Below are 13,852 nucleotides of genomic sequence, written 5' to 3'. Positions count from 1 at the left end.
CGCTGTTGAGATTATAGAGAAGCGGGTGCTCAGCCATTGGACGACGCTCCTGCGATGATGCGATGGCGGCGGCCCGGACGCGAGCTGATCACGGTGATCGACGTCGAAACCAGGATGGTGATGCCGATGACGATCTGGAAGAAATAAGAGGAGACGCCGAGCAGGTTGAGCCCGTTCTGCAGGACGGCCAGCAGAACGATGCCGAGCAGCACGCCGGGCACGGTACCGATGCCGCCCGTCAGGCTGGCGCCGCCGAGCACCGCGGCGGACAATACCGCAAGTTCGGTATTGTACATGGCATTGGGCACGCTTTCGCCGACCCGGTGGGCCTGCAGGAGGCCCGCGATCGCCGCCATCAATCCGAGATAGCCGTAGGCGACGAATTGCAGGCGGCCGATATTCATGCCGATCCGTCGTGCCGCCTCGCCATTGCCGCCCATGGCATAGAGCTGACGGCCGACCGAAGACCGCGTCATCCATGCCCAGGTGAACAGCGTCACCACCACCATGGCGACGATCGGCAGCGTCAGGCGGACGATATCGCCCGATGCCGTCTCCATGCGCCAGAACACGATACGGTTCGTCCACCAATCCGGCAACGTGTAGATCGATTTGCCGCCGGAGAAATACATCAGCAATGAAAAGCTGACGCTCATCATGGCGATCGTGGCGATGATCGACGTGATGCGCACGTAGTGGACCAGCAGCGCATTCAGGCAGCCGAGGCCGACACCGATCGCCAGGCCGCAGACAATGACGGCGGGTGCGGAATAGCCGAACTGCGTTGCCAGCAATGCCGCGCAATATTGCGCCACTGAGGCGGTTGCGGCGAAGGAGATGTCGATGCCGCCCGAAACCAGCACGACGAAAAGCCCCATCGCCATGATCGCCTGCACGGAATAGGTTTCAAGGAGGTCGATGAGATTGGCGAGCGTCAGAAAATCTCGCGCCGTCAACGAGAAGACGAGCATCACCAGAACAATAACGGCCAGCAGCCATGTTTCGGGGCGGCGCTTCAATTGCGCGACGAAGGATGATCCGACCGTCTTGCTGTGCTCATGCATAGATGCGCTCCTTCATATCGGCCTCGCTGACGTTTCCGGGCACCGCTTCGCCGACGATGCGGCCGGCGCGCATGTGCAGGATGCGGTCGCAGGTCGCAAACAGCTCGGACACTTCATCGGAGATGAGGATGATGGCGACGCCCTGGCGGGCGAGATCGGCCACCACGTCGTAGATGCCCTGCTTGTTCTTGATATCGACGCCGACGGTCGGGGAATCGAGGATCAGAACCTTCGGCCGCGTGGCGAGCCATTTTGCCAAAACGACCCGCTGCTGATTGCCGCCTGAAAGCGTCTGTACGGCACGATCGGTGGAAGGGACCTTGATGGCGAGCCGCTTCACCCAATCTTCGGCAAGCTGCCTGCGTGTCCTGTCGGGAATAAGCCCCAGCTGGTTTGTCATGCCCCTCATGACTGCAAGCATGATGTTGTCGCCGATCGACTGCTGCAGGATGACGCCGAGGCTCAGACGATCCTCGGAGACATAGGCGATGCCGGCACGCACCGCGTCACGATTGGAGCGAAGCGTAAGCTGTGCGCCCTCGAGGCGGATGCTGCCGCTTTCGGCACGATGCATTCCGAACAGCGTCAATGCCAGTTCGGTGCGCCCCGATCCCAGCAATCCGGAGATGCCGAGCACCTCGCCGCGGTGAAGAGTGAAATCGATATCGGCGAACTCACCGCGGCGCGACAAGCCGCTGACCTCGAGGACAGGCTGCGCTTCGCCCATGTCGCGGGCGACGATCGCATGATCGATATCGAGCCCGGTCATCAGATGCGCGATCTTCTTCTCGTTCATCTGATCGGCAGGCCAGGTGCCGACCTTGCGGCCGTCACGCATCACGGTGACGCGCTCGGCAATCTCGACCACCTCGTCGAGCCGGTGGGAGACGAAGACGACAGCTATGCCATCGGCCTTGAGCCGTCCGACAATATCAAGCAGACGGTCGACCTCCGCGCGCGTCAGCGACGCCGTCGGCTCGTCCATAAAGATCAGCCGCGCCTCGGCGGCAAGGCCGCGCGCGATGGCTACGATCTGGCGCTCGGCCACCGAGAGATCGGACACCACCAGATCGAGGTCGAGCGCAAAGCCGAGCCTTGCCAGCACGGTGCCGGCCTTGTCGCGCATCTGCCGCCAGTTGACCGGCTTTACAAGTCGATCGAGATGGCTCTCGATGGCGATGTTTTCGACAACGGACAGGTTGGGAAACAGCGACAGATCCTGAAAGATCACCTGGATTCCCAAAGCTTTGGCGCCGGCCGGATCCAGCGGCAGAACCGGCTTGCCTTCGATCTCGATCATGCCTGCGGTGGGCGGGTGCACGCCGGCCACCGTTTTGATGAGTGTCGACTTGCCGCAGCCGTTTTCACCGACAAGGCAATGGATTTCGCCGGGCCGCACGTCCCAGTCGACCTCTTCCAATGCGCGCACGCCCCCGAACCGCTTGGACAGCCCGGTCAATCGTAGAAACGGAATATCATCGCTCATCGATCCACTCCGATTGGGATGGGTTGGCCGGCGGCGGCATCCACGCCAACCGCCGGCCCTCGGGAGGAACAGCCAGAACTTTTCCGCTTTTCTTCGAATTGCGGAAAAGCTCTATCCTCTTGGTTTCTTACGCATTCCGAACGGAAAACCGCTGCGCACTTTTCCTGGAAATGCTTTAGAGACCAAGCGCTACGAGCCGGTCGATATTCTCCTTATCGAGCGACTCCAGCTTCTGGGCCTGGATGAGCTTCTTGTCCGGATAGACGCGGACCTTGCCGACGCCGGTCAGCTCCATATTGTCGGTCGGCTCCTTGCCGGCGGCGAGCAGGGAGGCAAGCTGGACGAAGATTTCGCCTGCCGTCATCGGATTCCAGATGAAGCCGCCGCGGATCGTGCCGGACTTGACGTATTTGACGCCCTGCCCCGGCGAGAAGCCGCCGACCAGCACGATCGACTTCGCCTTTTCGCGATCGTCGAGAACGCGCGCCGCACCGATCGGCCCCTGCGAGCCGAATGTCAGGATACCCTTGAGGTCCGGATGCGCACGCAGCTGATCCTGCGTGGTCTTGATGCTTTCATCCAGGCTCTCGGCCACGCCGAAGCGGTCGCCGAGCATCTGCATCTTTGGATATTTCTGCTTCTGATAGGCGATCGCCGCATCCGCCCAGGCATTATGCAGCGGAACCGTCAGCGAACCGACATAGACGATGTATTTACCTTCCTCGCCCATCTGCTTCGCCAGCAGGTCCATATGCGCCTGGCCGTAGCCCTCGATGGTCGTCAGTTCAAAGTCCCAATCCGCTTCCTTCTGGCTCGGACCTTCGTGGGCCAGTACCTTGATGCCGGCTGCCCTCGCCCTGCCGAGAACGGGATCGAGTGCGGCGGAATCATTCGGAACGATGCCGATGACGGCGACCTTGCGGGCAATCAGATCCTCGATCGCGCGGACCTGCTGGGCGGCATCCGCCTGCGTCGGTCCGACCATCCAGGCATTCGCCTTGAATTCCGGTGCAGCCTTCTTGATGCCGACTTCCATGGCATTGAACCAGGGAATACCGCCGATCTTGACGACGACGCCGACCTGCGGCTCGGCCGCCTGGGCAACCCCGATCGTAGCGCCGAGCGTCCCGGCGACGACGGCGCCGCCTATTCCGGTGAGTATGGTTCGTCTTGTAACTTCCATTTTTCTCCTCCCAGTTTCGTGTTACCCGCCTCCTCAAGCGGGCTCCGCAGCGTCGAGCCGCGGATCTCGATGGCGCAGCGCAGGCGCCGTGTAACCGGTTTTCCGGCAGAGCCGGTCATGCGCCGCAAGAGCAGCGCCCAGGCCTGTTCGGCCATTTCCTCGATAGGCTGGCGCACGGCCGTGATGCCGGGTGCGACCAGCTGCATCCATTCCATATCGTCAAAGCTCGCAAAAGCGAGATCCCCGGGCACCGAAAGTCCGATCTCCGCCATGGCGCGATAAGTCAGGAGCGTCGTGCCGTGGTCGAGCGAAAACAGCGCGCCGGGCAGCGGACGACAGCGAAGCCGCTCTTCGAGACGCTGCGCGCCGTTGGCATCATCGATGCCGATCTCCAGCATTTCGACATGCATGCGCCTGGCTGCCGCCTGCACGCCCTCCCAGCGTTCGCGCACATTGCTGATTGAAAGGCTGCTGCCGACAATCAGACAATCGCGATAACCCCGTCCATCGAGATGGGCTGCGATCGCGCCGGCGGCCGGACCGTTATCGACCGCAATGAGATCGAACCCAGCCGCATCCGGTATGCGGTCGGCAAGGACGACCGGCGCGAAAAAGCCCGTCGGCAACCGCTCGGCAAAGGCGCCGTCGCAGGGAATGACGATCAGACCGGCCGGGCGCCAGGCACGAATCTTGCGCAGGCGGTCGGCCTCCTCCTCGGTGTCGTTGCGTGCCGACACGACGACCAGATCGTAATCGTCCAGGCGCGCCAGATGTTCCAGCGTGGAGACGAAGGAGGCAAACATCGGATTGGTCAGATCCGGCACGACGACGCCGACAAGCTGGGTCTTGCGCGAACGCAGCCGCGACGCGCCGAGATCGACGACGTAGCCGAGCTCACGCACCGCATCGTTCACGCGCCGGGCAAAGTCCGGAGAGACCGTGGGCTTGCCATTGAGGACATTCGAGACGGTTGCTACCGAAACGCCGGCCCTGTCGGCCACCATCTTGATGGAGGGAGTTCGCGATTTCGACACTTTCCCCTCCTCCACGACCAATCTCCGATTGATATTGCGAAAATTCTGGTGAAACGTTTTATTGTAAGCTATACCTGTATAGGTGCGATGTCAATGTGAACGTTTTCAAGTATAAAACGATTCATTTCTTTTGCATTGCAGCAATTTGTTTTGCATACACGAAACCGGGAGGACGATCATGAACAAGCTGGGAGTTCACGCGCTGGTCTGGGAGGCTGGCTGGAGCCGCGACGAATGCGCCCGCGCGATCGCAAAGAGCGCCGAGGTAGGCTATGATTTCATCGAGGCGCCGGCGCTCGATCCCAGCCTGATCGATCCTGAATTCACACGCCACCAACTGGAAAAAAGCGGCATCGGCATCAATTTCTCGCTCGGCCTCGATTTCGACAGCGACATTTCAAGCGGCGACAAGGAGAAGGGTCGGCGCGGCAAGGAAAAGCTGGAACAGGCGATCGCTGTCTGCCGTGATTGCGGCGGCGAATATATCGGCGGCATCCTGCACTCGGCCTTCGGTAAATATACCGAGCCGACGACGGCTGCCGGCGTCGCACAATCGGTCGACATTCTGCGTCAGGTAGCCGAAACGGCGGCAAAAAGCAACATCACGCTCGTTCTGGAAGTGGTCAACCGTTACGAATCCAATGTGCTCAACACGGCCGCCCAAGGCGTGGAAATGTGCAAGCGCATCGCCATGCCGAATGTGAAAGTGCATCTGGACGTCTACCACATGAACATCGAGGAATCCGATATTCAGGCCGCCATCCTCGAAACCGGCGATCATCTCGGCTACTTCCACACCGGCGATTCCCATCGCGGCTATATGGGCTCTGGCACGATCGATCTTGCCGGCGTCTTCAGGGCTTTGGTACGCTCTGGCTACAAGGGGCCCATCACCTTCGAATCCTTCTCCTCCCGCGTCGTCGGCCAGCCGCTCGAAGGCATTCTCGGCATCTGGCGCAATCTTTGGGACGACGGACGCGACCTTGCCGAACATGCGCTGATGTATACTAAGGCACAGCTCAAGGCCGCACAGGAAGCCCAGCGTCAAAGCCAGCAGCGCAGTCTACTGCCCTGATCGCTGAAGGCACTCGCTATCTCCTTCTCTCCTCGGGGAGAAGGAGTTTATAGCTTTACAATCCCCCGTCTCGAAGGCGCGCCGCTCTCTCAGGCAGAGATCGCCTTGCTTTGAAGCGGCGTCTGATGAACGACGATGCGCGCGTGGTATGGAATACGCTCGTAAAGGTCGATGACATCCTGATTGATCAGGCGAACGCAGCCGGACGATGCTGCCTTGCCGATCGAGCGCCATTCCGGCGAACCATGCAGACGGTAAAGCGTATCCTTGCCGTTCTGGAAGATATAGAGGGCGCGGGCACCCAGAGGGTTCTTGATGCCCGGATCCATGCCGCCATTGGCAACCGAATATTTCGCGAGTTCCGGTTTGCGGGCGATCATGTCGCCCGGCGGCTTCCAGCGCGGCCAATGCTGCCGCCAATGAATGATCCCCTCCCCTTCCCATGCAAAACCGTCGCGGCCGATGCCGACGCCATATCGCATGGCAGTGCCGCCACGTTCCACGACGTAGAGCAATCTCGACGCGGTATCCACGACGACCGTGCCGGCCGGCTCTCCGGTCGGATCAGGAACGCGCTGCCGGTAAAATTTCGGATCCAGTTTTCGATAAGGTATCGCCGGAATGACATGGCCGCCATCAACCACAGAGGCATAGCGAGCCTCGAGTTCCGGATCCGGTGCGATCGTGCTCTCAGCTTGCGAAGCGACGGGAACGACGGGCGGCATGCGAGCCGGAGCAGCGATCGGCGTCGGAACCGGAGCCGTCGTGGCACATCCGGCAAGCGTTGCGGTGGCGGAAATGGATCCGAGTATGAAAGCCCGTCGTGAGAGAGTCTTTTCGTTCTTGGCTGAGTGCATTTCGGTCCCGATAATCCTCGCGAATTGGTGCCGCCCTTTCAGGCAATGAAGCTGAAAGGCAAACGTGTCTAATCATCCTATGGCGATAACCCCATAGCCAATTGCGATCTGTGATGGCAAGTCCGCCAACACGATGACCACACGTCGCACATTTTCGCGAACAGCCAACTCACACCGAACCGTCGCCGGGGCCGGCCTCGTGTTTGCCGATGCCGGCTGGCGTCAGTCCGCACGATAAGGAGACGCCAGCTGCCACATCGAAGGCTGCTTTTAGAGGTTCCGGGAAGACTCCGTACCGGATTGATTTTGCTGACGGGGCTTGCGTTCGTCATGCACGGTAAGATCCCGTCTTGCCCGCGCGCTCGCGGCTTCGATCGGCTGCGCCTTCCCCTGCTCTGCGATGACAGCCCTCGCCCGTTCGATATCGACCATGTAGTCACGTGCCAATGGCAGTGCAGAGACATTCTTGGTCAGCTGTAATTGCCAGTTCATATGACCCATGCGGAGGAAGGCAAGTTCGGATCCGATCAGATAGAATTCGAACATCCGACAGAACCGTTCGTCATAGAGCTTTGCCAGGGTGTCCCTGTTCTTCATGAAGCGATGCCGCCATTGCTCAAGGGTCTTGGCATAGTGGAGACGAAGGATTTCGATGTCGGTCGTCCAGAGCCCGGTCTTTTCGACTACGGATAGGACTTCGGAGACCGCCGGCGAATAACCGCCCGGGAAGATATATTTTGCGATCCAGGGATTCGTGCTGCCCGGCCCGTCAGCCCGGCCGATCGCGTGGATCAGGGCAACGCCATCCTCCTTGAGCACGGCGCGAATCTTGTCGAAGAAGGTCCGGTAGTGATTGATGCCGACGTGCTCGAACATGCCGACGGAGACGATGCGGTCGACGGGCCGCGTCCATGACCGGTAGTCCAGCAGCTCGAACGTCACCATATGCTCGAGACCGGCGTCCTTCGCACGCGCCTTCGCCGCCAGCAATTGCTCTTCCGAAAGCGTGAGGCCCGTTACCCGCGCTCCGAATTCTCGAGCCAGATAAAGCGCCATGCCGCCCCAACCGCAGCCGATATCCAGAACCTCGAGGCCTGGACGATCCAGCATAAGCTTCGATGCGATATGCCGCTTCTTCTTGAGTTGCGCCTCCTCGAGCGTCTCATCGCCGACAGGAAAATAGGCGCAGGAATATTGCCGGTCGTCGTCCAGCATCAGCGAATAGAGTCGCGCATCGAGATCGTAGTGATGGGCAACATTGCGCTTCGAGCGTCCGGCGAAATTCAACTGATCGAGATGCCGGCGCAGCCAGCGAACCTTGTCCATGATCTTGCTGAAGGGGTGGGTGCCGCCTTCCATCATGTTCAGGACGAGCAAATCCATCATTTGAAAGAGGTCGCCGGAGCCGGGCTCGACATCGCCATCCATATAGGCCTCGCCGAGCGCCAGGGCAGGATTGAAGAAGAGGCGGCGCTTTGCGCGAGCGGTTTTTATTTTCATCGTTGCGCGCGGTTCCGATCCCGTACCGAAATCGCGCGTGGAACCATCGGGAAAAATGACCGTGAGCGTTCCGATTTTGATCAAGCTGGAAAGAGCTGCTTCTAGGAACATGAAAACTACCTGCTTATCGTTTCCTTGCGGGTGGCTCCGCGGCCCGAGGGCGGCCGAGAAACCCGAGACGGTATTTCAATGCGGAAAGCGTACTACCTGATTAGGCAGAATAGCCAGATCATTTGCGACATCAAGGTTGCGTAAACTTGATTGTGATAATGCCCATGCGGTTGTATTGCCATCGTCGCCAGATCGACACGATGACGAATTCAGAACCTTCGTTCACATCTGTAAAGCATCGTCTCTGCGCGGGACGGAGACTATTCCCGAAAAAGCGCTCAGCGGCTTTCCTGCCGAAGCTGCGTAAAGGCAATATGAGAGATCGGTCCTCGGAGCCAATGAAACAATCCAGCCTCGTCCGCGGACGAGGCTGGTTCATGACGAAACCAGCCGCTGCAATGGACATTCCCATCTGAATGGACGCAAGCAGGCCTGCACCTCTTCCATCGAACGGAACGCCTACCAGCAGGTAAAGCCGGCATCGACATTGACGATGGCGCCCGTCATCAGGCTTGCGGCGCTCGATGCGAGGAAGAGGACCGCGCTGGCGACTTCCTCAGGCGTGCCCATTCGCCCCATCGGCGTGTCGGCAAGCCAGATCGGAATGCGATCGCGATTGGCCTCCACCGCCATGACCATCGGCGTCTCGATATAGGTCGGCGCGACGGCATTCACCCTAACGCCATCCCCAGCCCATTCGGCCGCCATCGAACGTGTGAGATGATGGACGGCCGCCTTGGACACATTGTATGGCGTCTGCGGCTGCGGCCGGTTGCAGATGGTTCCGGACATCGAGCCGAGATTGACGATGGCGCCGCGCTTCATCGCAACCATGTGACGGCCGAAGGAACGCGAGCACCAGAACACGCCGTTGACGTTCACGTCCATCATGCGCAGCCAATCGGCATCCGTGACGTCCTGCGACGGGATGCCACTCTGGCCGATCCCGGCATTGTTCACCAGGATCGTCGCGGCGCGGCCGCCATCGGCAAGCTCCGTGGCGATCGCTTCCATGCGCGCGGAGTCGGTGACATCACCGATCCGCAGGTCGATATCGTAGCCTTTCTGCCGCAAGGCGAGCGCCTCTCGGGCGTCGGCCTCGGCGCGCTCGATGACGACGACGGCCGCTCCGGCCTCGGCCAGCGCCTCCACGCAGCAAAGGCCGATCGCACGGCCACCGCCGGTAACCACCGCATGTTCGCCATCAAGGCGAAATTTTTTCTGATAGCTCATGACGCTGCTCCTCAGATGTCGAAAGCGCTTGGCAGGACAACGACGTCACGGATCGTGACGTTGCGCGGACGCGTCAGCATGAACATGATCGCATCCGCCACTTCCTTGGGTTCGATCAGGGCGCCGGCCTCTTTGGCCTTGCGCAGATTTTCTTCCGGCCAATCGGCGAGCAAGGCACTGATGACGGGGCCTGGAGAAACCGAACCGACGCGGATTCCGCTCTGCAGAAGCTGGCGACGCATGGTTTGCACGAAGCATGTCATCGCCCATTTCGATGGCGAGTAGACTGGCTCCCATGGCACCGGCGAATGGCCCGCGACCGAGCTGGTGACGATGATGTCGCCCGTTCCCCGCTCGATCATATGCGGCGCCACGGTTCGGACATTCTTGATGACGACATTGACGTTCAGATTGAGCATCCGGTCGATGGCATCGAGATTGGCTTCCACCAGATCGCCGCCGATATATGTGCCGGCATTGGCATGCAGGATATCGAGGTGGCCGACCTTGGCGAGGATGCGATCCAGCAGCGAGGCGCATTGTTCGGTATCCAGCAGGTCGATGGCGAGGGGGATAGCCTTCTCTCCCAGGCGCTCGCAAACCGACCTCAATGCCTTCTCATCGCGATCAACGAGAACGACCGTCGCTCCGGCCGCGATCATGGCCTCCGTGGACGCCAATCCGATCCCGGATGCCGCACCGGTGACAGCAGCCACTTTTCCCTTCAATTCGTCCATTCTCTCCTCCTTGGGTTAAACTTCTATCGTTTCCCTGCACCGCAGGCGGCGTGGTAGTCCGCAAGGCTACGGGTGACCCGCCAGATCAGGACCTCCTCCGGGTCCAGCGGCGCATCGGCGAAATGTCGGGCGGCAGGCATATGTTGCCAGAACAGCGGCAGCGGTATGGTCTGTCCCCGCAGGGCATCGCATAGTTTCTGGACGGCGGATTGAGCGTCCGCCGAGGCCCAGTAGTAGCGGATGCGATCGGACAGTGAATAATGCCGCAGCCACCGCTGTTCACCCTCGGTCCCGTGATAATGCTGGTTCCAGCTCTTTGGATGAGCCAGCATCAACGCTTCCATGGCGGCGTAAAGCGGCCGATTGCCATAATCCGGCAAGAGATCGGAAGCGATCAGATCCAGTCCGTAAAGGACCTCGCGCAACACGAAAGTCAGTTCGGGGCCGACCTTCAGGATGGGAAATCCATCCTCCACGAGCGCCGTCAGCGGCGCTGTACCCTGATAGTCGGTTGAATGGGCTTCGAAAACGAATTGCTGTTCGTCGGTCAGCACGGACTTCAGCTCGGCAATCTTGCTGCGGTCGTAGACAATGACATTGTGATTGCCGAACTCGACGCCGGGCTGCACGACCAGTCCGATGGCGCGCTCGAACGCCTCGTGTAGGCCAGCGCCCTCAAACACGCGTCGATGGACGTCGATCGTCTTGCGCGCCGCCGGAGCGGCCGTCGGCTCGATGGCCGTTAGAGCATGATCGGCGCCGCCCGGAGGCGGGACCTCCGTGCCGATCACATAGACCGGCATGGCACCGCTGCTCCTCCGTGCCGAAGCTTCGGCCACAGCCGCAAGCCGCGCCGCGCGATGGGCGGTGGTTTCATCGTCGAGCGCCGCAGGCTCACCCTTGCAGCCCATCGAGGCATCCAGGTGGATCTTTCGAAACCCGGCATCGACATAGGCGGCAACCATTTTCTCCGCTTCGGCCATGGCCTCTTCGGCTGGGCGATCCCGCCACGGATTTGGGCCGACATGATCTCCACCCAGAACGATGAGCTGCTCCGGGCAATCCTCCTCCTTGGCGATCCGCTGGACAAGGGCGGCGAAGTCGCCCGGCGTCATACCCGTATAGCCGCCCAGGTGGTTGACCTGGTTGCAGGTCGCCTCGATCAGCACGGTGCTCGAATGCAGGCGTCCATGCCGGAGTGCGGCTCTGAGCACCAGCGGATGCGCCGAGCAGACCGAGGTGATGCCCTTCGGCTGGCCTTCGGCTCGCAACGTTGCCAGTTGATTGAGATGGACCTGCATCAGGAGCGCCTCGCGGTAGCGGCTATGAACGCATCGAGTTCGCCGCGGCTACCGGCACCTTCCATCGGGCCGACGACGGTGACATTGCGGGCGCCGGCAGCCGCCGCATAGGTCAGGGCATCTTCTGCCGGCATGCCCAGGCGGCGGCAGGTGAGATAGGCGCCGCCGAAGCAATCGCCCGCGCCGGTCGGATCGATTTCCTTGACGATAAAGGCCGGAGCATCGATGCGCTCGCCCTCGCTGTTGAAATAGGTCGCCCCATCCACTCCCCGCTTCAGCACAATTTCCCTGACCCCGATGCTGAACAGGCGGCGGATCGCATTCGCTTCACCCTCGACGCCAGCCGCCCGCTCCAACTCTTCTCCGGATGGCAGCAGCAGATCGGCGGCAGCAACCAGCTTGGCAAAACGTCGTTCGGTATCCGCGTCGAGCTTGAGCTCCTTGCGGATGTTCGGATCGACCGAGAGCGTGCCGCCGCGAGCCTTTACGATGTCGACGGCCTTGTCGATCACCTCGCATGCGCTCGGAACCGACAGCGCCGAGCCCATGACATGCAGATGGCCGCTGCGACCGATGAGATCGCGGACACCGTCGCTCCAGCCGAAACGCGCGGCGGCGGACTTGGCGATGTTGTAGACGAAATCGCGGGAGCCATCCCTGCGGTAGCGAACGAAGGCGCTGCCCGTGGGGTAATGCGGATCAATGGATATCGCGGAGATATCGACGCCATCGCGCTTCAGCCTTTCGATGTTCACCCGGCCAAAATCGTCGGCTCCGACGGCGCCGATCATGGCCGCGCTGCCACCGAGCCGCCCGCATTGCGAAATGAAGATCGCCGGCGCACCGCTGGCGAAAGGCCCGATCAGCGGCTGGGCCTCGACGAACCCATCGCCGACGGTCGTGGCGACGATCTCCACGAGAATTTCCCCGACGCATACCGTGGGGCCAAGCTGGTCAGGAGCCAGTGCTGAAGTCATCGCAGTCATGCTTTCGATACCTGTTGTTGTCAAACCGCCGCGCGCTGCTGCATGCCGTCGTCACTGCTGAACTCCTCGTTTTCCAGCGAAAGGAAGCGCTGGTGAAGCATGCATGCCGCTCCGAATGCGGACCCGAATTCCGCGTCCTGGTCAACGACGATTTCGGGATTGGGAAAGGGAATATTCTGGCCCTCGGACAGATGGACCGCCACGCGGGCGGCAACCATCGGATAGAGAGATGCCACCGAGCCGCCGAGCACGATCCTGCCGGGGTCGATCAGCCGGCAGGCCTGCAACAGCGCATATGCCAGATGACGCGACCAGGTCTCCGCAATGTTGACGGCGGCCGGAACACGATCGCGAACGCCGACCAAGAAGTCCTGCAGATCGGCGTCATTTTGTCCGACGGCCTCGCGATACTGCCTGATCAGCACTTCGCGCCCGATCAGCTGTTCGAATTTCTGCCCGCCGCTTCCGGACACGAGAGTATGGCCGATCTCGCCGGCCAGGCCATGGCCGCCACGAAACAGCTTGCCGTCGATGACGATCCCGCCGCCGACGCCGGTCTCCATGAGCAGGAAGAGCGTCACGCCTGCGATGCGGCTGCGGTAACTGTCCCCTATCGCGAAGGCATTCGCATCATTCTCTATTGCGATCGGAACCTCGACCGGAAATGCGGACCGGCAGATTTCCTTCAACGGGACGTCTCGCCATCCGAGAATGGGCGCAAGCCTTACCGACCCATCGGGCCGGATATGAGCCGGCGTCGAAATACCCAGCCCCCTGCACCGCGCCATCATCGCCTTGGTCATGTCGCCGACGATAAGTGCTACGCCATGTTCGACAGCCCTCTCGACCGTCGAAGACAGCGTATCGAAGGCGACCTTGCGGCAAAGCCTGACTTCGGCGGCAAGATCGATAACGACAGCGGATATATGCTCCACGCCGATCTCGATACCGACGAAAAACGCGGCATCGGGAATGAGTTCCAGCATGATCCCCGGCCGTCCCGCACGCGACTGCTCGCCACGTCTGCTGGCTGCCTCCAGCTCATGAACAAACCCGCCCTCCGTCAACTCGGCAACGATCTCCCCCGAGGACGAGCGGTTCATACCGAGCTTTCGCGCCAGATCGGCGCGGCTCATGCCGCGGTGGCTGTAGATCGCCTGCAGAGCCGCGACGAGATTGCTCTGGCGAATTCTACGCGGCGAGCTTCCGATGGAGACGGTGTCGTTCATGTTCCAATCCCTTCAAATCGACCCGCGCCAGCTTACACGGCAGGAACGGGTCACAC

Annotated in this window: 12 protein-coding genes; 1 reads left to right on the top strand and 11 read right to left on the bottom strand. The window is 61.0% G+C overall.

Going from position 1 to position 13,852, the window contains the following annotated elements; all coding sequences use genetic code 11:
- Positions 1-29: 29 nt before the first annotated feature.
- The 4 genes from DQ393_RS26940 to DQ393_RS26925 form a co-directional block, all read right to left on the bottom strand.
- Positions 30-1,064: an ABC transporter permease gene (locus tag DQ393_RS26940; protein WP_112344749.1), complete on the bottom strand. Its 1,035-nt coding sequence runs from the start codon at positions 1,062-1,064 to the stop codon at positions 30-32.
- Positions 1,057-2,550 carry a sugar ABC transporter ATP-binding protein gene (locus DQ393_RS26935; protein WP_112344748.1) on the bottom strand — a complete coding sequence of 498 codons (1,494 nt, stop codon included), beginning with the start codon at positions 2,548-2,550 and terminating at the stop codon, positions 1,057-1,059. The genes DQ393_RS26940 and DQ393_RS26935 overlap by 8 nt, the downstream gene beginning before the upstream one ends.
- A gap of 175 nt (positions 2,551-2,725) precedes the next feature.
- Positions 2,726-3,733, bottom strand: coding sequence for a substrate-binding domain-containing protein (locus DQ393_RS26930; protein ID WP_112344747.1), 1,008 nt, complete (start codon positions 3,731-3,733; stop codon positions 2,726-2,728).
- On the bottom strand, positions 3,697-4,767 hold the full coding sequence (locus tag DQ393_RS26925) for a LacI family DNA-binding transcriptional regulator (RefSeq protein WP_245430467.1): 1,071 nt from the start codon (positions 4,765-4,767) through the stop codon (positions 3,697-3,699). The genes DQ393_RS26930 and DQ393_RS26925 overlap by 37 nt, the downstream gene beginning before the upstream one ends.
- 178 nt (positions 4,768-4,945) lie before the next feature.
- Between DQ393_RS26925 and DQ393_RS26920 the strand changes: the two genes are divergently transcribed.
- A complete protein-coding gene (locus DQ393_RS26920) occupies positions 4,946-5,842 on the top strand; it encodes a sugar phosphate isomerase/epimerase family protein (RefSeq protein ID WP_112344745.1) in 897 nt (298 codons plus the stop codon).
- A gap of 89 nt (positions 5,843-5,931) precedes the next feature.
- Here DQ393_RS26920 and DQ393_RS26915 read toward each other — a convergent pair whose 3' ends face one another.
- The 7 genes from DQ393_RS26915 to DQ393_RS26880 form a co-directional block, all read right to left on the bottom strand.
- On the bottom strand, positions 5,932-6,699 hold the full coding sequence (locus tag DQ393_RS26915) for a L,D-transpeptidase (RefSeq protein ID WP_112344744.1): 768 nt from the start codon (positions 6,697-6,699) through the stop codon (positions 5,932-5,934).
- A gap of 270 nt (positions 6,700-6,969) precedes the next feature.
- Positions 6,970-8,310 carry an SAM-dependent methyltransferase gene (locus tag DQ393_RS26910; protein WP_112344743.1) on the bottom strand — a complete coding sequence of 447 codons (1,341 nt, stop codon included), beginning with the start codon at positions 8,308-8,310 and terminating at the stop codon, positions 6,970-6,972.
- Positions 8,311-8,769: 459 nt separating this feature from the next.
- Complete coding sequence (locus DQ393_RS26900; protein WP_112344741.1) at positions 8,770-9,543, bottom strand: SDR family NAD(P)-dependent oxidoreductase; 774 nt, start codon at positions 9,541-9,543, stop codon at positions 8,770-8,772.
- An 11-nt stretch (positions 9,544-9,554) separates the two neighbouring features.
- Positions 9,555-10,280 carry an SDR family oxidoreductase gene (locus DQ393_RS26895; protein ID WP_112344740.1) on the bottom strand — a complete coding sequence of 242 codons (726 nt, stop codon included), beginning with the start codon at positions 10,278-10,280 and terminating at the stop codon, positions 9,555-9,557.
- A 23-nt stretch (positions 10,281-10,303) separates the two neighbouring features.
- Positions 10,304-11,581 carry a class II D-tagatose-bisphosphate aldolase, non-catalytic subunit gene (locus DQ393_RS26890; RefSeq protein WP_112344739.1) on the bottom strand — a complete coding sequence of 426 codons (1,278 nt, stop codon included), beginning with the start codon at positions 11,579-11,581 and terminating at the stop codon, positions 10,304-10,306.
- Positions 11,581-12,558 (bottom strand): tagatose kinase, encoded by a 978-nt coding sequence (locus DQ393_RS26885; RefSeq protein WP_112344738.1) that lies wholly within the window; start codon positions 12,556-12,558, stop codon positions 11,581-11,583. Before DQ393_RS26885 ends, DQ393_RS26890 begins: the two co-directional genes overlap by 1 nt.
- A gap of 29 nt (positions 12,559-12,587) precedes the next feature.
- Positions 12,588-13,796: an ROK family transcriptional regulator gene (locus DQ393_RS26880; RefSeq protein WP_112344737.1), complete on the bottom strand. Its 1,209-nt coding sequence runs from the start codon at positions 13,794-13,796 to the stop codon at positions 12,588-12,590.
- Positions 13,797-13,852: the final 56 nt, after the last annotated feature.

It is taken from the genome of Martinezella tropici, assembly GCF_003287875.1.
Taxonomy (GTDB): domain Bacteria; phylum Pseudomonadota; class Alphaproteobacteria; order Rhizobiales; family Rhizobiaceae; genus Rhizobium; species Rhizobium tropici_C.
This window is presented reverse-complemented; position numbering and strand designations above follow the sequence as displayed.